The organism is Streptomyces sp. F001, from assembly GCF_004187715.1.
Lineage (GTDB): Bacteria > Actinomycetota > Actinomycetes > Streptomycetales > Streptomycetaceae > Streptomyces > Streptomyces flavusporus.
Genome location: NZ_QZWF01000003.1, coordinates 802,747 through 824,790, shown reverse-complemented (window position 1 = coordinate 824,790; position 22,044 = coordinate 802,747). Strand labels below are relative to the sequence as shown.

16 protein-coding genes and 4 pseudogenes are annotated in these 22,044 nt (G+C 70.5%); 3 read left to right on the top strand and 17 right to left on the bottom strand.

What is annotated here, in order from left to right; all coding sequences use genetic code 11:
- Window positions 1–32 precede the first annotated feature (32 nt).
- The 12 genes and pseudogenes from StrepF001_RS17090 to StrepF001_RS17035 all read right to left on the bottom strand — a co-directional run bounded on the left by StrepF001_RS17090 (window position 33) and on the right by StrepF001_RS17035 (window position 11,751).
- Window positions 33–925, bottom strand: a pseudogene (locus tag StrepF001_RS17090) (alpha/beta hydrolase).
- Window positions 926–1,184: 259 nt separating this feature from the next.
- Window positions 1,185–2,405, bottom strand: a complete 1,221-nt coding sequence (kynU, locus tag StrepF001_RS17085; protein WP_129799072.1) for a kynureninase — start codon at window positions 2,403–2,405, stop codon at window positions 1,185–1,187.
- A complete protein-coding gene (locus tag StrepF001_RS17080) occupies window positions 2,398–3,228 on the bottom strand; it encodes a tryptophan 2,3-dioxygenase family protein (protein WP_129799071.1) in 831 nt (276 codons plus the stop codon). The genes kynU and StrepF001_RS17080 overlap by 8 nt, the downstream gene beginning before the upstream one ends.
- A gap of 149 nt (window positions 3,229–3,377) precedes the next feature.
- On the bottom strand, window positions 3,378–3,791 hold the full coding sequence (locus StrepF001_RS17075) for a DUF3151 domain-containing protein (protein ID WP_129799070.1): 414 nt from the start codon (window positions 3,789–3,791) through the stop codon (window positions 3,378–3,380).
- A 58-nt stretch (window positions 3,792–3,849) separates the two neighbouring features.
- Window positions 3,850–5,255, bottom strand: a pseudogene (locus tag StrepF001_RS17070) (MFS transporter).
- Between the two features lie 225 nt (window positions 5,256–5,480).
- Window positions 5,481–6,512 (bottom strand): class II fructose-bisphosphate aldolase, encoded by a 1,032-nt coding sequence (gene fbaA, locus StrepF001_RS17065; protein ID WP_129799069.1) that lies wholly within the window; start codon window positions 6,510–6,512, stop codon window positions 5,481–5,483.
- 122 nt (window positions 6,513–6,634) lie between these two features.
- The gene (gene pyrE / locus StrepF001_RS17060) at window positions 6,635–7,186 is read right to left on the bottom strand and encodes an orotate phosphoribosyltransferase (RefSeq protein WP_129799068.1); all 552 of its coding nucleotides are present in this window, start codon (window positions 7,184–7,186) and stop codon (window positions 6,635–6,637) included.
- Between the two features lie 10 nt (window positions 7,187–7,196).
- Complete coding sequence (locus StrepF001_RS17055; RefSeq protein WP_129799067.1) at window positions 7,197–7,985, bottom strand: aldose 1-epimerase; 789 nt, start codon at window positions 7,983–7,985, stop codon at window positions 7,197–7,199.
- Window positions 7,986–8,026: 41 nt separating this feature from the next.
- Window positions 8,027–8,860 carry an SRPBCC family protein gene (locus StrepF001_RS17050; protein ID WP_129799066.1) on the bottom strand — a complete coding sequence of 278 codons (834 nt, stop codon included), beginning with the start codon at window positions 8,858–8,860 and terminating at the stop codon, window positions 8,027–8,029.
- An 87-nt stretch (window positions 8,861–8,947) separates the two neighbouring features.
- Window positions 8,948–10,488: pseudogene (locus tag StrepF001_RS17045) on the bottom strand (polyamine aminopropyltransferase).
- Between the two features lie 112 nt (window positions 10,489–10,600).
- Window positions 10,601–11,137, bottom strand: a complete 537-nt coding sequence (locus tag StrepF001_RS17040; protein WP_129799065.1) for a DUF2617 family protein — start codon at window positions 11,135–11,137, stop codon at window positions 10,601–10,603.
- 362 nt (window positions 11,138–11,499) lie between these two features.
- On the bottom strand, window positions 11,500–11,751 hold the full coding sequence (locus tag StrepF001_RS17035) for a hypothetical protein (protein ID WP_129799064.1): 252 nt from the start codon (window positions 11,749–11,751) through the stop codon (window positions 11,500–11,502).
- 129 nt (window positions 11,752–11,880) lie between these two features.
- Between StrepF001_RS17035 and StrepF001_RS17030 the strand changes: the two genes are divergently transcribed.
- Complete coding sequence (locus StrepF001_RS17030; protein ID WP_129799063.1) at window positions 11,881–13,074, top strand: pyridoxal phosphate-dependent aminotransferase; 1,194 nt, start codon at window positions 11,881–11,883, stop codon at window positions 13,072–13,074.
- 275 nt (window positions 13,075–13,349) lie between these two features.
- On the opposite strand, the gene StrepF001_RS17025 is transcribed toward StrepF001_RS17030, so the two are convergent.
- From StrepF001_RS17025 to StrepF001_RS17015, 3 genes are all read right to left on the bottom strand, one after another.
- Window positions 13,350–13,877 (bottom strand): YbjN domain-containing protein, encoded by a 528-nt coding sequence (locus StrepF001_RS17025; protein WP_129799062.1) that lies wholly within the window; start codon window positions 13,875–13,877, stop codon window positions 13,350–13,352.
- Between the two features lie 118 nt (window positions 13,878–13,995).
- Window positions 13,996–16,596 (bottom strand): ATP-dependent chaperone ClpB, encoded by a 2,601-nt coding sequence (gene clpB / locus StrepF001_RS17020; protein WP_129799061.1) that lies wholly within the window; start codon window positions 16,594–16,596, stop codon window positions 13,996–13,998.
- Between the two features lie 243 nt (window positions 16,597–16,839).
- Window positions 16,840–17,175: a hypothetical protein gene (locus StrepF001_RS17015; RefSeq protein WP_129799060.1), complete on the bottom strand. Its 336-nt coding sequence runs from the start codon at window positions 17,173–17,175 to the stop codon at window positions 16,840–16,842.
- 367 nt (window positions 17,176–17,542) lie between these two features.
- Here StrepF001_RS17015 and StrepF001_RS17005 point away from each other — a divergent pair, with 367 nt between their 5' ends.
- Together StrepF001_RS17005 and StrepF001_RS17000 are read left to right on the top strand one after the other, a co-directional pair.
- On the top strand, window positions 17,543–18,478 hold the full coding sequence (locus StrepF001_RS17005) for a helix-turn-helix transcriptional regulator (protein WP_240797536.1): 936 nt from the start codon (window positions 17,543–17,545) through the stop codon (window positions 18,476–18,478).
- A gap of 20 nt (window positions 18,479–18,498) precedes the next feature.
- A pseudogene (locus StrepF001_RS17000) lies at window positions 18,499–19,480 on the top strand (helix-turn-helix transcriptional regulator).
- Here StrepF001_RS17000 and StrepF001_RS16995 read toward each other — a convergent pair.
- Both StrepF001_RS16995 and StrepF001_RS16990 read right to left on the bottom strand, forming a co-directional pair.
- Window positions 19,443–20,483, bottom strand: a complete 1,041-nt coding sequence (locus StrepF001_RS16995) for a helix-turn-helix transcriptional regulator (RefSeq protein WP_129799058.1) — start codon at window positions 20,481–20,483, stop codon at window positions 19,443–19,445. The pseudogene StrepF001_RS17000 and the gene StrepF001_RS16995 sit on opposite strands and share 38 nt — an antisense overlap.
- Window positions 20,484–20,699: 216 nt before the next feature.
- Window positions 20,700–21,791, bottom strand: a complete 1,092-nt coding sequence (locus StrepF001_RS16990; protein WP_240797535.1) for a substrate-binding domain-containing protein — start codon at window positions 21,789–21,791, stop codon at window positions 20,700–20,702.
- Window positions 21,792–22,044 lie beyond the last annotated feature (253 nt).

Here is a 22,044-nt window from a genome sequence, read left to right as displayed (position 1 = left end):
TGAGAAGGGTCCTTCAGGATCCGTCTCAGGTACTACCAGGCCAACTGCGCGATCTCCTCCGCCACCACCGCACACGCGTCCGCCGCCGGATCGATCAGCGGAAAGTGACCGACGTCCTCCAGCAGCGTCAGACCGACCACCTCCCCCGCCTTCGCCGCCGCGTCCGCGTACGACTCGCCGACCGCCTGCGGGACGACGATGTCCGTGCGGCCCTGGACGAGCGTCGTGGCGATGCCGGTCGGGAGCAGGAGCGTGGGGTCGGCGTAGGGCCGGCGCTCCGCGAACTCCACTCCTCCGCCCAGGAGTTGTCGCGCAGCACCCCCGCAGACGTCCAGCTTGTCGGCGACCGCGAAGTCGGCGATCGGGGCGAGGGCGACCACACCCCGCAGGGCAGCGGGGCGGTCGGTGCGCCAGGGGGCGTCCGCCGGGAGGACATGGCGCGCTGCCGCCCAGAGGGCCAGGTGGCCGCCGGCCGAGTGGCCGGTGAGCACGGTCCGGCGCGGATCGGCCTGCGGGAGCGCCTCCCGTACGAGCGCCGGCAGTGCGTCCAGCGCGGCGGCGACGTCGTCGAAGGTCTCCGGCCAGCGTCCGGCGACCGGGCCGCCCCCACCAGAACCGCCGAGCTGTCCGCCCCTCCGCCCCGCGCCGGTACTCCACATTGGCCACGGCGTACCCCCGCCGCGCCAGAAAATCCGCGAACGGCGTCACATGCCGCCGGTCGTACGGAGCCCGCCACGCCCCGCCGTGCAGGACGACGACCAGCGGCGCCGGCCCGCCCGGGCCGGCCTCGCCACGCGGCGCGTAGAAGTCGATCACCTGGTCGGGGTGGTCGCCGTACGCGGCGACGGGTCGGGTCGACGGGCGGGTGCGAGAAGGCCGACTCCTCCTCGGCGGCGGCCCGGGCTGCTGGGACGTTGTCCGGCATGCTCCAACCTCTCAGCGGTGAAACGGGTTTGGACGAAAGCGGGGGTGGCGGACCAGGTGGATGACGGCCGTTGGCGGGGACGGTATCAGGCGGGTGACGTGGGCTGACACGGGCCGGGGGCGCAGCGGTAGCCCGGCGTGGCGGGGTGCCTCCCCACTCTCGGCTTCGCTCGAGCGGGGGGACCCCCATCGCCCACCCGTGCCGCCCTGGGGGTCCCCCCAGGCCCTCAAGGCGCTGGGGGAGGCACGACTGCCCGCAGCTACGCCGGCTTCCCCACCACCTCCCCCAAAACGCGCGCCGCCCGTTCCACGTCCGCGAACCCGACGTACAGCGGCGTGAAGCCGAAGCGCAGTACGTCCGGGTGGCGGAAGTCGCCGACCACGCCCCGTTCGATGAGCGCCTTCATCACATCCCCGGCGTCCTCACACCGCAGCGCCACCTGGCTGCCGCGCTCCTCGTGCGCCACCGGTGTCAGTGATGCGACGCGGCCCTCGGGGACGTACTCCCCGACGCATTCCAGGAAGAAGTCCGTCAGCGCGAGGGACTTCGCCCGCACGGCATCGACAGAAACGTCGTCCCACACCTCCAGCGCCGCCTCCAGGGCGAGCATGGAGAGGATGTCCGGCGTGCCCACCCGGCCCCGTACGGCGCCCGCGCCGGGCTCGTAGGCGGTGCGCATGCCGAAGGGGTCCGCGTGCGAGTTCCAGCCCGGCAGGGGGGAGTCGAAGCGGTCCTGAAGATCGGCACGGACATAGAGGTACGCCGGTGAGCCCGGGCCCCCGTTGAGGTACTTGTACGTGCACCCGACCGCCAGATCCACCCCGTGCTCGTCCAGCCCCACCGGCAGCGCGCCCGCGCTGTGGCACAGGTCCCAGACCACCACCGCGCCCGCCTCGTGCACGGCGGCCGTCAGGCCGGGGAGGTCGTGCAGGCGGCCCGTCCGGTAGTCCACGTGGTTCAGCAGCACCGCGGCCGTACGGCCGGACAGCACACCGGGCACCTCGCCCGGCAGCACCGGTCGCAGCGTGCAGCCCGTCATCCGGGCCGCCGACTCGGCGATGTACCCGTCCGTCGGGAAGGTCGTCGCGTCGACGACGATCTCGTCCCGCCCGGCCCCCGCCATCCGCACCGCCGCCACCAGGGCCTTGAACACGTTCACGCTCGTGGAGTCACCCACCACGATCTGCCCCGGCGCCGCCCCCACCAGCGGAGCGATCCGGTCGCCGATCCGTTCGGGCGCCGTCCACCAGCCGCTCTCCTCCCAGGACCGGATGCGCAGCTCACCCCACTGGCGGCGGACCACGTCGTCGACCCGGCCCGGCACGGACACCGGAAGCGCGCCCAGCGAGTTGCCGTCCAGGTAGACACCCGCGGCGTCAGTCGCATGATCGGACACGGTGTCGAGCACGAACCGCTCACGCAGAACGGCCAGTTCGTCCGCCGCGTCCAGTTTCTCCGCCTTGACGGCCAGTTCAGACATGGGACCTCGCCGTCCACAGCTCGGGGAAAACGTTCTTCTGCGCGCGCTTCTCCAGCCAGGCCACCCCGGCGGAACCGCCCGTCCCGGGCTTCGCGCCCATCGCCCTGCGCGTGGCGACCAGGTGGTCGTTCCGCCAGCGCCACACCAGCTCGGCGACATCGGTCAACGCCTCGCCCAGCCGGGCGACTTCGTCACCGGGATCCCCCGAGTAGACGGCCGTCCAGGCCGCCTCGACCTCGGGCGACGCCTCGTACCGCTGCGCCACGTCACGCATCACGACGGCATCCGGGATCGCGTGGCCGCGCCGCGCGAGCAGGCGCAGCACCTCGTCGTACAGGCTGGGCTCGTGCAGCGCCTTCTCCAGTTCGGCGTGCACGCGCGGGGCACCCCGGTGCGGGACCAGCATGGACGCGGACTTCTCACCGAGCAGGAACTCCATGCGGCGGTACATCGCCGACTGGAAGCCGGAGCCCTCGCCGAGCGCGGAGCGGTACGAGTTGAACTGGGCCGGCGTGAGGTGCGCGAGCGGCTGCCATGAGGCGTTCAGCGCCTGAAGCTCCCGTACGGAACGCTTCAGCGCGTCCACCGCCACCGGCACCCGGTCCTCGCGCAGCGCCTTCGCGGCGGTCTCCCACTCATGGACGATGACGGTGAACCACAGCTCCATCACCTGGGTCGTGACCAGGAAGACCATCTCTCCGGGATCGTCGGAGAGGGTGTGCTGGAGGTGGGTGAGCACGTCCGCCTTGACGTAGTCCTCGTACGGCGTCGTGCCGGCGAAATCGAGATGCGGGGTCTCGGGCTCGTGAGCCTCGTGGGACATCGCTGTCTCCTGTTGTAACTCCGGGTAGCGGTCCGCCCCTGCCGTTATCGACACGGGGGCCCCGGTCCCCACCCGCATCCTCAGGGATCGCCCGGGGGCCTCGCAAGGCCCGCCTGGTCACACCGGGCGGGCCTCACGTACTCGAAAAATCAGCCCAGCGTCTGCGCCGCCGTCGGTGAGGAGTCCTTCAGGAACTGCGTGCAGCGCTCGTACTCCTCCTGCTCACCGATCGCCCCCGCCGCCCGGGCGAGCGCGTGCAGGGCGCGCAGGAAGCCGCGGTTCGGCTCGTGCTCCCAGGGCACGGGGCCGTGGCCCTTCCAGCCGCTGCGGCGCAGCGCGTCCAGGCCCCGGTGGTAGCCCGTACGGGCATAGGCGTACGACTCCACGACGCTGCCCCGCTCGAACGCCTCGTCGGCCAGCTGGGCCCAGGCCAGCGAGGACGTCGGGTACTGCGCCGCGACGTCGGCGGGCGCGGCACCGTTCGCGAGCAGCTCGCGCGGCTCCGGGTCGTCGGGGAGGTGGGTCGGGGGCGGTCCCCCGAGGAGGTTCTCGTGAATCGTCATGGGTCCAGTCTGGTGCATCCCGGTCGACCGGGAACCGTGACGGTGGGCCCTAGGGGTTCTACGGGGCGATCGACCCGGGTTCCGGCTGCGGCGGCCGTTCCAGCGGGGGGCTCACCACATGGCCGTGCGTACGGCACTCGGGGCGCTTGCAGTCCGGGGCGGGCCGACGTACGAACGCGAAGGCCAGCACCGCACCCACCACCAGTACCACCGCGCACAGCGGCATCGCGCGCCGGAACGCGGCGTTGAAGGCGTCCGCCGAGCGGTACGCCTCCGGTCCCATCCCTGCGAGCAGCGGCAGCGCGGCGACCGCGAGCAGGCCCGCCGCCCGTGCGGCGGCGTTGTTGATGCCGCTGGCCAGGCCCGCGCGTGCGGCGTCGACGGAGCCCATGACGGTGGCGGTCAGCGGGGCGACCAGGGTGACCATGCCGAGGCCCAGCACCAGCAGCGCGGGCAGGACGTCCGTCACGTACGAGGCGTCGGGGCCCACCCTCAGCATCAGCAGCACCCCGGCCGCGCACAGCAGCGGGCCGACGGTGAGCGGGATGCGCGGGCCGATGAGCTCGCCCAGCTGGCCGGAGCGGGCGGAGAACAGCAGCATCAGGACGGTCGTCGGCAGCAGGGCCGTACCGGCGGCGAGGGCCGAGTAGCCGGACACGACCTGGAGCTGGAGCGCGGCGAGGAAGAAGAAGCCGCCGAAGGCCGCGTACACACACAGGGTGACCAGGTTGACCGCCGTGAACTGGCGGGACCGGAAGATGTCCAGCGGCATCATCGGGTCCGGGCGGCGCTTCTCGACGTAGCCGAAGGCGATGCCGGCCGCGACGCCTCCGACAGCCGTCACAGCGACGGCCACGGAGCCCTCCTGGGCCTCGATCAGCGCGTACGTCACCAGGGCGAGCGCCAGAGCTCCCAGCACCGCGCCGAGCACGTCGAAGCGGCCGTGGCTCTTGCCGTCGGCCGACTCGGGGACGTGCCGCAGGGCGATGGGGACACAGACCAGCGCGAGCGGGACGTTGAGCAGGAAGACCCACCGCCAGCCCGGCCCGTCCACCAGCCAGCCGCCGACGAACGGCCCGACGGCCGCCCCGATGCCCCGAACCCCGACCACAGCCCGACGGCCCGGCCCCGGTCGTCGGGATGGAAGGAGGCCTGGATGAGGGCGAGCGACCCCGGTGTGAGCAGCGCGCCGCCCATGCCCTGGAGGGCGCGGGCGGCGATGAGGACCTCGGCGCTCGGCGCGAGGCCGCACAACAGGGAGGCCGCCGCGAACCACACCACACCGACGACGAAGACCTTGCGGCGGCCGTAGTGGTCGCCGAGCGAACCGCCCAGCAGGATCAGCCCGGCCAGCGTCAGCATGTACGCGTTGACCGTCCACTGGAGCGCGGCGAGGTCGGCGTCCAGGTCACGGCCGATGCGGGGCAGGGCGACGTTGACGACGGTCGAGTCCAGCATGGCCATGCTGGAGCCGAGCACCGTGGTGAGCAGAATCCACTTCCCCTGCGGGGAAGCGAGCCGCACAGTCACTGGGGATACCCCCGTTCCGCCCAACCGCGGGCAGTCGTGCCTCCCCCAGAGGGGGGACCCCCAGGGGCGGCACGGGTGGGCGCGGGCGGCACCTCGTCAGCGCCGAGTCCTGCGGCCCACCCGTGCACTACAGCGCCGGGTTCAGTGGGAAACCGGCGGTTACTTCAGCCTGTTGCCGGCCGACCGCAGGTTCTGGCAGGCCTCGACGACCCGCTTGGCCATCGACGCCTCGGCCACCTTGCCCCAGGTCCGCGGGTCGTAGGTCTTCTTGGAGCCGACCTCGCCGTCGACCTTCAGGACGCCGTCGTAGTTCTTGAACATGTGGTCGGCGACGGGACGCGTGAAGGCGTACTGCGTGTCCGTGTCGATGTTCATCTTCACGACGCCGTTCTCCAGCGCGGTGAGGATCTCCTGCTCGGTGGAGCCGGAACCGCCGTGGAAGACGAAGTCGAACGGCTTGCTGTCGGCCGGGCGGCCGTACTTGGCGGCGACGCCCTCGTTGAGCTCCTTCAGCAGCTCGGGACGCAGGACGACGTTGCCCGGCTTGTACACGCCGTGCACATTGCCGAAGGACGCGGCGAGCAGGTAGCGGCCCTTCTCGCCCAGGCCCAGCGCCTCGGCCGTACGGATGGCGTCGTCGACGGTCGTGTACAGCTCGTCGTTGATCTCGTGGGTGACGCCGTCCTCCTCACCGCCGGTGGGGGTGATCTCCACCTCGAGGATGATCTTCGCGGCGGCGGCGCGGGCCAGCAGCTCCTGGCCGATGGCCAGGTTGTCGGCGAGGGTCTCCGCGGAGCCGTCCCACATGTGGGACTGGAAGAGGGGGTTCTCGCCGCGCGCGACCCGCTCCTCCGAGACGGCGAGCAGCGGACGGACGTATCCGTCGAGCTTGTCCTTCGGGCAGTGGTCCGTGTGCAGGGCGACCGTCACGTCGTACTTCTTGGCGACGATGTGCGCGAACTCGGCCAGGGCGACCGCGCCGGTGACCATGTCCTTGTTGTGCTGGCCGCCCAGGAACTCGGCGCCGCCGGTCGAGATCTGGATGATGCCGTCGCTCTCGGCTTCGGCGAAGCCGCGCAGTGCCGCGTGCAGGGTCTGGGACGAGGTGACGTTGATGGCCGGGTAGGCGAACTTGCCTGCCTTCGCCCGGTCGAGCATCTCGTTGTAGACCTCGGGGGTTGCGATGGGCATCTGTCCGCTCCTTGTATGTGCGGGTTGGCGTTCTGCGTGCTTACGGCCCTGACCTAGACCTTGGGTGCGACGTCATCGTCGGCCCCATCTTTCCAGACCTGGCCGAATGGTCGACCCCGCGGTCAGTCGAGTCCCAGCTCGTCCTTCGAGTACGCGAAGAGGTACGGCACCCCCGCGCCCTCCTGGATCTTCTCCGCGGCGCCGGTGGCCCGGTCGACGATCGTCGCGACGGCCACGACCTCGGCGCCGGCCTCGCGCACCGCCTCCACGGCGGTGAGCGGCGAACCGCCGGTGGTGGAGGTGTCCTCGACGACGAGCACCCGGCGGCCCTTGATCTCGGGGCCCTCGACACGCCGCTGCAGCCCGTGCGCCTTGGCGGCCTTGCGCACGACGAACGCGTCGAGCCGCTTCCCGCGCGCCGCGGCGGCGTGCAGCATGGCGGCGGCCACCGGGTCGGCGCCCATGGTCAGACCGCCCACCGCGTCGAACTCCAGGTCGGCGGTCAGATCCAGCAGCACCTGCCCGACCAGCGGCGCGGCCTCCCCGTCGAGGGTGATGCGACGCAGGTCGACGTAGTAGTCGGCCTCCAGACCCGAGGAGAGGGTCACCTTGCCGTGCACCACGGCCTTGTCCTTGATCTGCTGCAGCAGCGCGCCACGTACGTCCGTCGTCATACCGGCCAGCTTAAAGGCGGCGCCAGCTCCAGGTGGTCGTCGCCTCCAGTGGCTCCAGGGGCGTGACCAGGCGCGGGAGGGTGTTGAGGCCGTCGGGGGGACCGGTCTGCGGCTCGACGCAGACGGCGGCCTCCTGCTCGTCGTAGACGACGACCCACTCCTCGGGGCTGGTGACCTTCAGTTCCAGCAGCCCCGGCCAGGTGAGCGTGACGTCGACCCCGCCGGGCATGCCGAAGCAGTCGTCCCAGGGGCCGGGCCGGCGGTCGGTCCGCTTGCCGGTGGGCAGGTGGTCGTCGCCGCGCTCCTCCTGCCAGGCGGGGGCGAAGTCCAGCTGTACGTCGCTGCCCCGGAGGGTGCGGTTGAACCACGGGTGCCAGCCGATCTGGGCCGGGAAGGAGGACTCGTACGTCTCGACGGACATGGTGAGCGTCAGGGAGTCCGGAGTGAGGGCGACCACCTGGGTGACGCGGCCGGAGTACGGCCACGGCTCGACCAGGTCGTACGTCAGCACCGCCTCGTCGGCGGTGAGGCGGGCGGTGCGCCAGGCGCCGTCGCGGGCGGTGCCGTGGATGGCGTGCGGCGGGGCGTTGAGGGGCATCTGCTGCAGGGTGGCCCCGTCCCGGAAGCGGCCGTCCCGGATCCGGCCGCACCAGGGGACCATCGGGAAGCACCCGAACCTCTCGCCCTGCCGCAGCAGCTCGACCCCACCGACACGCAGCCCTGAGACCCGGCCGCCGTTCCCCGGCTGCAGCGCCACCTCCGCGTCGCCCGCGGTCAGCGTGATGTCTTCGTTACTCACGGGACGACCCTACTGGGCCGATCAAGGGCGGGTGGTCGGGATCAGTGACGGCGGCGGAGGGCTCGGCCCAGGATGATCGCCGAGGCCAGGGCCAGGGCCGCTGCCGGGGCCGCCCAGCGCAGGGTGCTGTTCGAGGCGACGGTCTGCGGGGCCGGTACGGGGGCGTAACGGCCGCGCGGCGGGGCGTGGTCCACTTCCTCGGCGCTGCGGCCGATCATCGTCCGGCGTGCGTGGGCCGCTTCGGCGGGCGGTTCGGAGGCATCCTCGAAGTCACGGGTGGGGTCCGATTCCTCCTCGGCGCCGGTGTCGTCGGCGTCCGGCTCGTCGGCGACGTCCGGCTCGTCATCGGCGTCCGGGGCGAGGGAGGGGGGCGGGACCTCGGCGTCGAAGACGGAGGTGTGCTCCTGAGGAGGTGCGGAAGCGGCGGTCTCCGGGGCCTGAGCTTCCGGCGTCTGCGCCTCCGTGCCCAGCCGCTCCGCCGTGCGGTTCAGGAGCCGGGTCACGGCGGAGGCGACCGCCTGAGCCGACAGTTCGGTGACGCGGCCGTCCGCCGACGCGGTGCCGTCGAAGGTGAGGGTGGAGCCGCCGTCGGTGTCGCGGACGCGGAGCGTGAGCGCGAGTTTGACCGAGCCGGTGCCGCGGGTCTCGGTGGCGTCGCCCTCGACGGCGTACGTACCGTCCTCCTGTGCGCAGACGCGCACGGTGCCCCGGTAGGTGATGGTGGTGTTCCCGACCCGGACCTTGAGCCGCCCGGCGACGGGTTCCGCGCCCGCCTCCTGCTGGAGCCCGGGGACCGCCCGGGCGACCCGCGCGGGGTCGGCCAGCACCGCGCTCAGTCGGTCTGCGGGAACCGGAACGAACACCTCATGCTCCATGTCTGCGGAGCCTACTCGTGGTGGGCGGGTCTTATCCCCCCTCGTCGGTAACTCGTCCGGTGTCGGTGTGGACGTGATGACGGCGCTTCAGTACCTCGGGTGCACCAGCGTCGACGGTGGCAGTCCCGTGAGCCGAGGGGTGGGGGCGCGTCGGCCGGGGCCCAGGGCGGGGTGGATCCGGGGGCGGCCAGGACGAAGCCCCAGTCCGATGCGGAGTCGCGGCCCGCGACGCGGTACGGGGCGGTGTGCAGGCCGGCGGCGCGGACGGTCGTGTCGACCGTCCAGAAGACGCGGGGCCGGGAGGTGACCGGGCCGGCGTGGACGGTGAGCCGGCCGCCGTCGGCCAGGGTGCGTCGCGCCAGGCCGTAGAACTCCTGCGAGTACAGCTTCGTGCCAGCCGTGATGCCCGGGTCGGGCAGATCCGAGATCACCACGTCGTACGCCGCCGTCGGCGCCCCGCGCAGCCAGCGGAAGGCGTCGGCCGTGGTCACGTGCACGCGCGGGTCGTCGTACGCATGCCCGTTGAGGGCGGAGAGCGCCGGATCCCGGCCGGCCAACCGCACCATCTCGGCGTCGAGTTCGACGACGTCGACCCGCCGCACGTCCGGATGCCGCAGCACCTCCCGGGCGGCCAGGCCGTCGCCACCGCCGAGGATCAGCACGCGCGCGTGGGGGCCGTTCATCGCGGGGTGGACCAGCGCTTCGTGGTAGCGCCGCTCGTCGTCGCCGCTGACCCGGAGCCGGCCGTCGAGGAAGAGGTCGAGGGGCCGGCCGTCCGTGTCGCCGGTGAGGACCACTTCCTGGACGTCGGTCTGCAGCGCCACCCGCACGTCCCTGCCGTACACCGCCTGCCGGGCCGCCCGTTCGAAGTCGTCGACGAGGACGGCGGCCCCGGCCAGGATCCCGAGGACGGCGAGGTTGGCAACCAGCATCAGCCGACGGGCGCGCCGGGTCAGATCGCGGTGGAACAGGCCGAGGACGAGGGCACCGCCGGCGACGACGTTGACCGCGCCGGTGAGCAGGACGCCGGTCAACTGGCCCAGGAAGGGCAGGAGAAGGAAGGGGAAGGCCAGGCCGCCGACCAGGGCGCCCACGTAGTCCGCGGCGAACAGGTCGGCCACCGCTCCGCCCGCGTCCTGGCGGCGGATGCGCTGGATCAGCTCCATCAGCAGGGGAATCTCCGCGCCGATCAGCAGGCCGATGGCGAGCGAGAAGGCGACCAGCAGCCAGCGCGGGCCGCCCGCGCACAGGCCGCCGCCCCAGTCGCCGGTCCAGGCGAAGACGGCGTACAGGGCCATCGCGCTGCAGCCGCCGACGAGGGCGAGCGTGGCCTCGACGGCGCCGAAGGCGGCGGCCGCGTGCCGGCGCAGCCGCTTCGCGGCGAGGGAGCCGATGCCCATCGCGAACACCATGACGGACAGGACTACGGAGGCCTGGGTGACGGAGTCACCGGTCAAGTACGAGGCGAGGGCGACGAGTTCGAGTTCGTACACGAGCCCGCAGGCCGCGCAGACGAAGACGCCCGCGAGGACCAGCAACCGTCCGGTCGCCTGCCGCACGGGGATCCGCGCGGGCGCGCGCCAGGAGGGCGGCGTGCCGGGCGGGGCCGGTGCGTGCGGGTCAATCACGGCTGCGACGTTACGTCACAGGAATGGCACGCTTCGTCACCCACACGTGTGGAACCAACGTTCGTACAGGCACTCCGGGTTTGCCCGGGCGCCCCACCGGACGGGCCGGGCATCACACACCGGTCGGGTCGGCGCCCCGCGCCCCCGCCCTGACGCCCACTCTCGTCCGGGTCGCCACCAGCTGTCCGTCCTGTGGGTAGGCGTGCCAGGTGCGCCAGTGGACCTGGCCCTCGTGGCGCTGGGCGAGCAGGGCCGTGAACGCGTGCGGGCTGCCAGGGAAGACGCCGGCGAGACCGTGCGGGTGGTCGGAGACGAGGGCCAGCAGTTCCTGGGCGCGGCCGGCGAAGGAGCCGGGCGAGAGGACCTCGACGCGGGCCGCGAACTCGTACTCCCAGTCACCGACCCGCTTGGCGACGCCCAGCGGCAGGGGCGTGCTGCTGCCGGGAATGCACGCCACCGTCTCCGAGCAACTGACCTGCTCCTCCTGCAGGAGCACCTGGTGGGATGCGCCGAGCAGTCTCAACTGGAGCTTTGCCCCGGCCAGTTCGAGGTCAAGGGTGGCAAGGGCGGGCAGCGGTTCACGGCCCAGCGCCCAGGCGAGGTCGGCCGCGCGCGTATCGGTGTAGGAAGTGTTCAGGGTCGTGAGCATGGGTCGGCTCCGCTAGCACGCAAAAGAAAGGCGGGGTGGTCCGGCGCGCCCCGGTCGACACCGGGCGATCGGCCCGTCAGCCCGGTCAGGAAGGGTGTCCGCAGGACGTCCGAGGGCTGCGTCGGGATTTAGAGGGAATCATGAACTGTGGCGCCGCCACAGTGTTTTTACCCAACTTCGTAGGGTTTCCATCCCTCAGAGGGCTCCACAGCTCAACTGTTCAACCGCGACGTACGCCTGAGCGATACGGCGTACGCCGGATTGGGGGCGCGAAGTGGCGACAAGGGCGCCCGCCGGGAGCGAAGTCCCGGCGGGCGCCGGCGTGGATGCGCTTCCCCGTTCAGGAGCTCAGCTGCCCCGTGTCAGCTGCCTCCACCGCATCCACCCCCGCCGCCTCCGCAGGACGAGCCGCCCCCGCAGGAGTGCCCGCCCCGGAGTCGCCCGACGAGCCGGCGTCTCCCGCCGCCGACCCACCAGCTGCCGCCGGAGTCCGAACCACTCCGGCTGCGCCCCCGCGCCGCCGGGCGCCGTGAACGGGTCGCGCTGCCCCGTACGCCTGCCACCACCAGTGCCAGCACGACCGCGATCACGGCCAGGATGATGCCGATGACCATGGCGTCACCCTCCTTCCAGTTCCCCCGAAGCGGCCCCCCGTGGGCGCCTCGTGTGGTGCGTGACCGGGAAATGCCCACCCCTCACGCGCCCCAAAGCAGAGTTGAGGAAGTCCAGAGCTTGGGCGCAGGATGACCGCCATGACCGACACCTCGCGCCCCTTCCTGAACCGCCGCCTCACCGAGTTCGGGACGACGATCTTCGCGGAGATGTCCGCGCTGGCCCTGCGCACCGGTTCGATCAACCTGGGCCAGGGCTTCCCGGACACCGACGGCCCTCAGGAGGTCCGCGAGGCGGCCGTACGGGCACTGCGCGACGGCCGCGGCAACCAGTACCCGCCGGGCCCGGGCATCCCCGAACTGCGCACCGCCGTCGCCGCGCACCAGCAGCGGCGCTACGGGCTCACCTACGACCCCGACACCGAGGTCCTGGTCACGGCCGGCGCCACGGAGGCGATCGCCGCGGCACTGCTGGCGCTGGTCGAGCCCGGCGACGAGGTCATCGCCCTCGAGCCGTACTACGACTCCTACGCGGCCTGCATCGCCCTGGCGGGCGGCACGCGGGTGCCGGTCACCCTGCGGCCGCACATCGGGGAAAGCGCCTCGTTCCGGCTGGACCTCGACGAGCTGCGCGACGCGGTCACCGACCGCACCCGGCTGCTGCTGATCAACACCCCGCACAACCCGACCGGCACCGTACTGACCCGTGCGGAGCTGGCCGCGGTCGCCGAACTGGCCGTGGAGCGGGACCTGCTGGTCGTGACCGACGAGGTGTACGAGCATCTGGTCTTCGACGACGCCGGGCATGTCCCACTGGCCACCTTCCCGGGCATGCGGGAGCGGACGGTGACGATCGGCTCCGCCGGCAAGACGTTCTCCTTCACCGGCTGGAAGGTCGGCTGGATCACCTCCGCGCCCGGTCTCGTCACGGCCGTCCGTTCGGCCAAGCAGTTCCTGACGTACGTGGCGTCGGGGCCCTTCCAGTACGCGGTGGCCGAGGCCCTCGCCCTTCCCGACAGCTACTTCACGGCATTCCGGGACGACCTGGAGGCGAAGCGGGATCTGCTGGTGGCGGGGCTGACGGAGGCCGGCTTCGGGGTCTTCAGGCCCACGGGCACGTACTTCGTCACCACCGACATCCGGCCCCTCGGCGAGAGGGACGGCTTCGCCTTCTGCCGGGGCCTGCCGGAACGCGCCGGCGTCGTCGCCATCCCGAACGCCGTGTTCTACGACCACCGCGAGGCGGGCGCACCGTTCGTGCGGTTCGCGTTCTGCAAGCGGACGGAGGTGCTTCAGGAGGCGGTGAAGCGGCTCGGGGCGCTGTAGGGGCGGCAGGGGGGAAGAAGCCCGGGGCGGAATGAAATCCGCGGCGCTCTTTTCGCGCGGGCCGGCGTACTCGGAATCGTGAATGCCCTCGAGTTTATTTACCGGGCCTTTATTTACCGGGCCGTACAGGGATGGGCAATGCGCTTGTCTGCAATCGGGGCAACCGAAGCAATCGGAGCAATCGGTCAGCGCGCAAAATGGCAAGAGCCCGACCGGGGCACGTGACCTGGTGGTCCGTGCCCTGGCCGGGCTCCGGCCGGGTTCCGGCCGTTCGCCTACTCGCCGTCCTCGGGCTTCTCCGCGTCGTTGATCTCCTTCTCCAGGCCGAGCTGCTCGACCAGCCAGCGGTCGAACTCGATGGCCGCGCGCACCCAGCTCACCGTCGACGAGACGAAGAACTCCAGGTTCACGCCGGTGCCGATCAGCATCTGGGCCTCGCCGATGAGGCGGACGGTGCCGTCATCGTGGGTGTGGCTGTAGACCTTGGGCCACAGGGTCCGCCGGTTCCAGTCGTCGATGGACTCCAGAAGCTGCGACTTCTCGTCGATGGGGTGGGGGCGGTCGTAGAACGTCCGCACCGAGAAGACCTGCTGGTCACCCTCGCCACGGAACATGAAGTACGTACGGAACTGCTCCCACGGCGCCGCGAGGTCACCCTCTTCGTCGACGACGTACTTCAGCTCCATCTGGTCGAGGAGCTGCTTCACAAGGTCCTGATCCGGGACGACGGGGCCCGCCGGTCCTTGGGGCTGCGGCTGGGGCTGGCCCCCGAAGTTCGGAATCGAGGACGGGTCGATGGTCACCGTGAATTTCCCTTCGTACGGATTCCGCCATCCTCCCTCATGCGGGGAGGGGGGTGGCAACCCCCGACGGAACCTGTCAGCCGTTGGCTGAGATCATCCGGCCGGTCGGCGGAGAGATTCACTTCAGCGACTTGCCCGTCGCCGGTCCCACGATCAGCCCCTCCCCGAAGGTGTCCACCCGGACCGTGTCGCCGTCCTTGATCTCGCCGGAGAGGATCTCCTTGGCGAGCCGGTCGCCGATGGCGGTCTGGACGAGGCGACGCAGCGGGCGGGCACCGTACGCCGGGTCCATGCCCTCGTCGGCGAGCCAGGCCAGCGCCTCGTCCGTGACCTCCAGGGTGAGCCGGCGTTCGGCCAGCCGCCTGGCGAGGCGGTCGATCTGGAGGCGGGCGATCCGGCTCAGCTCGTCCTTGGACAGGGCCGAGAAGACGACCAGGTCGTCGAGCCGGTTGAGGAACTCCGGCTTGAAGGACGTCCTCACCACCTCCAGGACCTGCTCCTTCTTCTCCTCCTCACTCGTCAGCGGATCGATCAGGAACTGACTGCCCAGGTTCGAGGTCAGCACCAGGATGGTGTTGCGGAAGTCGACGGTCCGCCCCTGCCCGTCGGTGAGCCGCCCGTCGTCCAGCACCTGGAGCAGGATGTCGAAGACCTCCGGGTGGGCCTTCTCCACCTCGTCGAGGAGTACGACGCTGTACGGCCTGCGCCGCACCGCTTCGGTCAGCTGGCCGCCCTCCTCGTAGCCGACGTAGCCGGGCGGGGCGCCGACCAGGCGGGCGACGCTGTGCTTCTCGCTGTACTCCGACATGTCGATCCGGACCATCGCCCGCTCGTCGTCGAAGAGGAAGTCCGCCAGGGCCTTGGCCAGCTCCGTCTTGCCGACGCCCGTCGGGCCCAGGAAGAGGAAGGAGCCGGTGGGCCGGTCCGGGTCGGCGATCCCGGCGCGGGACCGCCGTACGGCGTCGGAGACCGCCCGCACGGCCTCGGTCTGGCCGATCAGCCGCCTGCCGATCTCGTCCTCCATGCGCAGCAGCTTCTGCGTCTCGCCCTCCAGGAGCCGGCCTGCCGGGATCCCGGTCCAGGAGGCGACGACGTCGGCGATGTCGTCGGAGCCGACCTCCTCCTTGACCATGGTGTCCCGGGAGACCTCCTCCTCGGCCTCCGAGGCGGCCTCCAGATCGCGCTCCAGGGCCGGGATCTCCCCGTACAGCAGCTTGGACGCGGTGTCGAAGTCGCCGTCGCGCTGGGCGCGTTCGGCCTGTCCGCGCAGTTCGTCGAGCTTCTCCTTCAGCTCACCGACCCGGTTGAGGGACTGCTTCTCCTTCTCCCAGCGGGCGGTCAGGCCGCGCAGCTCCTCCTCCTTGTCGGCGAGGTCGCGGCGCAGCTTCTCCAGGCGCTCCCGGGAGGCGGGGTCGGTCTCCTTGGCGAGCGCCAGCTCCTCCATCTTCAACCGGTCGACGGCACGCTGGAGTTCATCGATCTCGACGGGCGAGGAGTCGATCTCCATACGCAGCCGGGAGGCCGCCTCGTCGACCAGGTCGATGGCCTTGTCGGGCAGGAAGCGGGAGGTGATGTACCGGTCGGACAGGGTCGCGGCGGCGACCAGCGCGCTGTCCGCGATCTGGACCTTGTGGTGGGCCTCGTAGCGCCCCTTGAGTCCGCGCAGGATGGCGATGGTGTCCTCGACGGTCGGCTCGGCGACCAGCACCTGCTGGAAGCGCCGCTCCAGGGCCGCGTCCTTCTCGATCCGCTCACGGTACTCGTCGAGGGTGGTGGCGCCGACCATGCGCAGCTCACCGCGGGCGAGCATGGGCTTGAGCATGTTGCCCGCGTCCATGGCGGAGTCGCCGCCGGCGCCCGCGCCGACCACGGTGTGCAGCTCGTCGATGAAGGTGATGATCTGCCCGTCGGAGTCCTTGATCTCGGCGAGCACGGTCTTCAGCCGTTCCTCGAACTCACCGCGGTACTTGGCCCCGGCGACCATGGCGCCGAGGTCGAGCGCGACGAGCCGCTTGTCACGGAGGGACTCGGGGACGTCGCCCTTGACGATCCGCTGGGCGAGTCCTTCGACGACGGCGGTCTTGCCGACGCCGGGCTCACCGATGAGGACGGGGTTGTTCTTGGTGCGGCGGCTGAGCACCTGCACGACCCGCCGGATCTCCTGGTCCCGCCCGATGACGGGGTCGAGCTTGCCGTCGCGGGCGGCGGCGGTGAAGTCGGTCCCGAACTTCTCCAGGGCCTTGTACGACCCCTCGGGATCGGCCGTGGTCACCCGGCGCCCGCCGCGGGCCTTGCGGAAGGCCTCCAGCAGCTTCTTCACGTCGGCGCCCTGCCGGGTCAGCACCTCACCGGCCGCGCCACCCTTCGCGGCGATGCCGATGAGGAGGTGTTCGGTGGAGACGTACTCGTCGCCGAGGTCCTGCGCCCTGGCCTGGGCGTCGGCGATCACGGCGAGCAGTTCCCGGTTCGGCTGCGGTGGCGCGACCGTGGACCCGGTCACGCTGGGCAGCTGGGCGAGGGCCTTCTCCGCACCGGCGCGTACGGCGGCCTGATCGGCGTCGACGGCGGCCAGCAGGTCGGTGATGTTCTCGTTGTCCTGCCCCTGGAGCAGAGCAAGAAGCAGGTGAGCGGGGGTGAGGTCAGGGTGCCCCTCGGTCACGGCCCGGTTGCCGGCGGCGTTGATCGCGTCCCGGCTCCGGTTGGTCAGCTCGGCGTCCACGGTATCCGTTCTCCTCCTTGCGTGAGCCTGCGTGACTCAGGCAACGTACACAAAGTTGAGTCTATTCCACTCAAGGAGAGGACGCGGCGGGATCGCGGGAACGGTCACTTCCAGCCACCGTCGAAAATGCTTCGATACCGGAAATATCCGGGAAAAACTGCAGCGGCGTCACCGTGTTCAGGTCACGGTGACGCCGCTGCGGGGGGAAGCACCTGAGCGATCTGTTACGACGGGGGAATCGCGTCAGGCACTGCGGGGGGTGGCCGAGATGGTCATCGAATCGGAGGGCTCCGGCTCCGCCAGCCGATGGTCACGCTGGTCCAGGTTCACAAAGATCATTCCGTACCGAATGGCACATCGCACGGGCTGCGGCGCCCCGCGGGGCCGTCGCAGACACCGGTACGCCCGCACGTCGCCGTCATCATCCCTGGTCACCACCACGGGCTCACCGAAGACGGTCACCATCAGCGAGTCACCGTTGTGGGGGATGGCGGTGGCCAGGTCGATGAAGTGCCAGCCGGAGCGGTAGGCGGTGGCCATTTCCCGGCGGAAGGAGCGGTCGTCAGGAGGAGTCGTCACTTCGGCTCCTCGGGACCGACCACCGGCCAACTGGTGTCGTTCGCAGCGTCGGGGGACGCCACGACAGCCGGCCAACTGGTGTCCGCTCGAGCATCCACCTGTCCACCGGAGAAGCCTTCCAGCGCGCCCAAGGCCACAACGGCGGAGAAGGTGGCTACAAGCACCGAGCGAAGCATTCTCTTGCTCATAGTCGGCTTCGTCCTCACTTGAAGGTCCCCTCTTCCCCCGTCCGGTACGACGATGGCTCATTCGGGCACGTCATGGCCACATAATCGATGCATCATGTTCCTGCACGTTCAGGACCCTGGGGGGTGGAGATTTGGCAACGAATCAGAGTAAACCTGCACATCCCCATGCGGTGACTGAGATGTGCGAGCAAGGTGGCCGCCTCTACGCGGCTGCTCTGCGCGCGGGACGTATCGCCCGGGCGGAGGCAGAACCCGCACCGTGCCTCATGGAGTTCGCGCTCCTGCACCCTGATCCGGATGACCCGAACTGGCTGCGCCCCGTGCCGGCGCCGGTGGCTCTGGCCCAGCGACTCAACCCCATAGAGCGCGAGATATCCGAGCGCAGGAGGATGTCGGTGGAGCTGGCCGACGCCTTCGAACCGTTCATGGCCCTCAGTGCGCACGCGACGAACGCGAGCGACGCCATCACGGTGCTGGAGGGGGGCGAACGCATAAACGCCGCCCTCAACCTTGCCACGTCCCAATGTCAGGCCGAAGTGCTCACGGTCCAGCCGAGCGATCGCTACTCCGAGCGCAGCCTCCTGCGCGGACTGGAGCGCGACCGGCCCTTGATCGAACGTGGTGTGCGGATTCGGACCCTGTACCAGCACACAGCCAGGTACAACCCGGAGAAGCTGGCCTACGTGGCCCAGCTGTCCAACGGCAAGGTGGAGTACCGCACCATCGACGAACTGGTCGAGCGCCTCATCATCTGCGACGAGACCGTCGCATTCATCCCCACGCGGGACGACCAGCAAGTCGCGCTGGAGCTCCGGCAACCGGGTCTGGTGCGCTATCTGATCAAGGTGTTCGAGTTCATGTGGGACCGGGCGGTGCCGCTCAGCGCCGGCGCCCCCTACGAAACCGCCCCCGGGGGCATCACCAACATCCAGCACTCCATCGCCAAGCTCCTCGTGGAGGGCCACGTCGACGAGGCGATAGCCCGCCGTCTGGGCATGAACGTCCGCACCTGCCGGGCCCACATAGCCAAGCTGGCGTCGTCCCTGGGCAGCGGAAGCCGCGCGCAGCTCGGCTACCTGATCGCGCAGTCGGGAATCCTGAACAATGATCACTGAACTCCGAGGGGGAGCGGCGCGTGCCGGCAGAGGCTCACGACCACAGGGCGAACGAGCCGTGTGATGCGGGCCTCGAGCTGTATGCGCGTGCCCTGCGGCAGGGATCCGTACCTGAGGCCGAGGCGGCGCCGGTGGCGTGCGTCGTACGTACGGGGCTGCTCGAGCCGGACCTGGAGGACTCCGGTCGGCTACGTCCCGTCACACCGGCCTTCGCACTCTCCCGCCTGTTGCGCGCCACGGCGGAACGCATCGCCGGCGAGAGGCGCCGCGAGGAGCGGCTGACCAAGGCGTTCGAGCCGCTGCTGCGGATCAACGGCCACCGTACGCCACTGGAGAGCCCCGAGGTCGGCGTCCTCGGCGGCACACAGGACATCAACCGGGCCATCACAGAGGCGATGACCGAAGCATGCCGGGAAGTCCTCTGCGTCCAGCCCAACACCGACTACGCCAACCAGCGCGGTGCGGCGGCTCAGGTCATGCCCTGGACCGCGATCAGGCCCTGCTCGACCGCGGCGGCCGTATCCGCGCCCTTTATCAGCACACGCAACGCCACCTGCCCCTCGTGTTCGCCCGTTACGAGCAGCTCAGAGGCGACGCCGAGGCACGCTCGCTCGACGAGCTCACCGACCGCCTGATCATCGTCGACCGGACCGTCGCCTTCATCCCCGCCGACAAGGACGGAACCCCCGCGCTGGAGGTCCGCCACCCGGCCCTGATCGCCTACTTGGCCACGGTCTTCGACCGCCTCTGGCGCTTGGCGACCCCCATGTACCCCCAAGCCGTCGAACCCCCGCCCTGAACGGCATCACGCCCCGCCAACGCGCCATCGCCGCCCTCCTCGTCGAAGGCCACACCGACGCCGTCACAGCCGAACGCCTCGGCATGAACATCCGCACCGCCCGCGTCCACATCGCCAAACTCGCCGCCACCCTCGGGAGCGAGAGCAGAGCCCAGCTCGGCTACCTCATCGGACAGTCGGGGATCCTTGATCAGGGAGGGTGAGTTCGGCGGGGGACAAAGGGCGGGCAGGGCCGTCGAGGCCCACCTGGGCGATGCGGACGCCGAGTTGGGTGCGGCTGGCGGCGCCCAGAGTCTCCGAGAGCCTCGCAATGTGCGCCCGGCACGTACGGACGCTGATCCCGAGCCGTTCCGCGATCACCGCGTCCTGGTGGCCCTCCGCCAGGAGTGCCGCGATGGACTGCTCGCGGTGGGAGATGCCCTCGATGCCGGTGTCGGGGAGGGGGGCCGTCAGGGGGATCGCGAGGCGCCACAGGCGGTCGAAGACCGTCACCAGGTACTCGACCAGCGCGGGGTGACGCAGCTCCAGCGCCATCGTGCGGTCGGCGTTCGCGGGGATGAAGGCGACCGTGCGGTCGAAGAGGATCAGCCGGTCGATGACCTCGTCCAGGGTGCGCGCCTGAACCGCGTCGCCCATCAGGTCGAGGTAGTTCAGCAGGCCCTGTCCGTGCCGGGCCACGTGGTTGTACAGGTCGCGCATGCGCACGCCCCGCCCGCGCAGGGCGAGGGCCCGGTGCAGCCCCTCGGAGAGCTCGTGCTCGCGCCGAATGCCGCCGGGCTGGACGGTGAGGACCTCCGTCGTGCACTCCTCGGTCGCCTTGTCCAGGGCCGCCTGGATGCGGGAGGAGCCGTCCAGGACCCGGATGGCGGTGCCCTCGCCGGCTCCCGCCGTGGACGTGCGCCCGCCGAGACCGGCGTACCACTCGAAGGCCGTGACCGCCGAGCCCATCCGCCGCTGGCTGGCGCTGATCTCGTCGTACACCCCGCGCAGCAGCCGGGTCATGACCTCCTGCGGCGAGGTCGGCACCAGCCAGTCCATGTCGTCGGGGTCGGGGTGCAGGAGGGCGAGTTCCAGCAAGCAGGGCACCGCGTCGGCATCGTGGCGCGACACGCGTCCCCGCCGCACGGCCCGGGAATACACACGATCCCCGGCCTCGCACAGTCGGTCAGCACCATGTGGATGCTCGTCCGTCCCGTGCCCGGCCATGGCCCATCCCACCCCCGGTTCCAGCGTCTCCCGCAGCGCAACTATGCGCGGACGGGACCTGCTCCGCAACACGGCTCATTCCCCGATGACCGAGGGAAACCACCGGTATGGCCGGATTCGCTCCCACCCCAGGCTGTTCCGTTGCAACAACCTGCAACCGCCGAAGGGGGCTCGCGCCGACGACGCGAGCCCCCTCCTGTGCAGGACTGTGCAGGGCTACTTGAGCCCGATGGCCGTGCACGCCGCCTTGTACTCGGCGGTGCAGATCTCCGAGACCTTGTAGATGCCGTCCGCGACGACCGTGTCCTTGATGTTCTTCTGGGTCAGGGCGGTGACGGTGACGAGCTGGGCGGGGATGTCCTTGTCCGTGGGGCTGTCGACCCTGTCGCGGGCGAGGGCGTCGAACTGGATGTCCTTGCCCTGGACCTTGGCCACGGCCATCTCGGCGGCGGCCTCGGCCTCCTGCGGGTAGGACTTGTACACGCTCATGTACTGCTCGCCGGTGACGATCCGCTGCACGGCGATGAGTTCGGCGTCCTGCCCGGTGATCGGCGGCAGCTCGGTCACGCCGACGGCCTCCAGGGCATCGATGACGCCGCCGGCCATGCCGTCGTTGGCGGCGTAGACGGCGGCGATGTTGTCCTTGCCGATCGCCTCGATGGCCTCCGCCATGTTGGCCTGGGCGTTCTCCGGCTTCCAGTCCTTGGTGTCGAAGGACTGGGCGATGGTCACATTGCCGTTCAGCTCGGACAGCGCGCCCTGCTTGAACTGCTTGGCGTTGGGGTCGGTGGGCGAGCCGTTCATCATGACGATCTTGTCGGAGGTGTCGATGTCGCTGCCGAGCGCCTCGAGGAGAGAGCGGCCCTGGACCTCGCCGACGAGTTCGTTGTCGAAGGAGATGTACGCGTCGATGGGACCCTCGGCGAGCCGGTCGTAGGCGATGACCGGAATACCCGCTTCCTTGGCCTTTTCGACGCTGCCCGCAATGGCGTGCGCATCGACGGCGTCCAGCAGGATGACGTCGACCTGGTCGTCGATCATCTGCTGGAGCTGTTCCGCCTGCCTGGTCGCGCTCGCGTCGGCGTTGGCGTACTCGACCTTGCCCTGCTTCTTGGTGAGGGAAGCGACCCGCTCCTTGATGATCGGGTAGTCGAACTTGTCGTACCGCGTGTTGGCCTTCTCCGGCAGCAGCAGGCCCACCGTGACGTCGTTGCCCTTGGTCGGGCTCGCGTCGGCACTGTCGCCCGTCGCGCCCAGCACGCCACAGCCTGCCAGCGACAGAGTCAACGACGATGCGACCACGGACATGGCGATACGACGACGCATACGGGAGCTCACTTCTACTGCCTTCCGGACATGGCCGCGACACTGCGACCCGGATGACTGGAAAGCCAACGCGTCGGCGGCCCCCAGCGTCAAGGGAAACTACTTAACGAGATGACAACATCACGTTCCGCTTAGCCCGTGAACACGCCGCGAAACCTCGTCCCGACGTCCTTCACACGCCCTCCATCCACGGGGAGTTGGAGCGTGGACGAAGATCCGTACAACCAACAGCTTT

What these genes read in the sequence shown, in the direction of transcription:
- StrepF001_RS16990 (WP_240797535.1), bottom strand. Translation starts at nt 21,791, where the DNA reads ATGTCCGTGGTCGCATCGTCGTTGACTCTGTCGCTGGCAGGCTGTGGC.
- StrepF001_RS17050 (WP_129799066.1), bottom strand. Translation starts at nt 8,860, where the DNA reads ATGGAGCATGAGGTGTTCGTTCCGGTTCCCGCAGACCGACTGAGCGCG.
- StrepF001_RS17005 (WP_240797536.1), top strand. Translation starts at nt 17,543, where the DNA reads ATGTGCGAGCAAGGTGGCCGCCTCTACGCGGCTGCTCTGCGCGCGGGA.
- StrepF001_RS17035 (WP_129799064.1), bottom strand. Translation starts at nt 11,751, where the DNA reads ATGGTCATCGGCATCATCCTGGCCGTGATCGCGGTCGTGCTGGCACTG.
- fbaA (WP_129799069.1), bottom strand. Translation starts at nt 6,512, where the DNA reads ATGCCCATCGCAACCCCCGAGGTCTACAACGAGATGCTCGACCGGGCG.
- kynU (WP_129799072.1), bottom strand. Translation starts at nt 2,405, where the DNA reads ATGTCTGAACTGGCCGTCAAGGCGGAGAAACTGGACGCGGCGGACGAA.
- StrepF001_RS17080 (WP_129799071.1), bottom strand. Translation starts at nt 3,228, where the DNA reads ATGTCCCACGAGGCTCACGAGCCCGAGACCCCGCATCTCGATTTCGCC.
- StrepF001_RS17030 (WP_129799063.1), top strand. Translation starts at nt 11,881, where the DNA reads ATGACCGCCATGACCGACACCTCGCGCCCCTTCCTGAACCGCCGCCTC.
- StrepF001_RS17075 (WP_129799070.1), bottom strand. Translation starts at nt 3,791, where the DNA reads ATGACGATTCACGAGAACCTCCTCGGGGGACCGCCCCCGACCCACCTC.
- StrepF001_RS16995 (WP_129799058.1), bottom strand. Translation starts at nt 20,483, where the DNA reads ATGGCCGGGCACGGGACGGACGAGCATCCACATGGTGCTGACCGACTG.
- pyrE (WP_129799068.1), bottom strand. Translation starts at nt 7,186, where the DNA reads ATGACGACGGACGTACGTGGCGCGCTGCTGCAGCAGATCAAGGACAAG.
- StrepF001_RS17040 (WP_129799065.1), bottom strand. Translation starts at nt 11,137, where the DNA reads ATGCTCACGACCCTGAACACTTCCTACACCGATACGCGCGCGGCCGAC.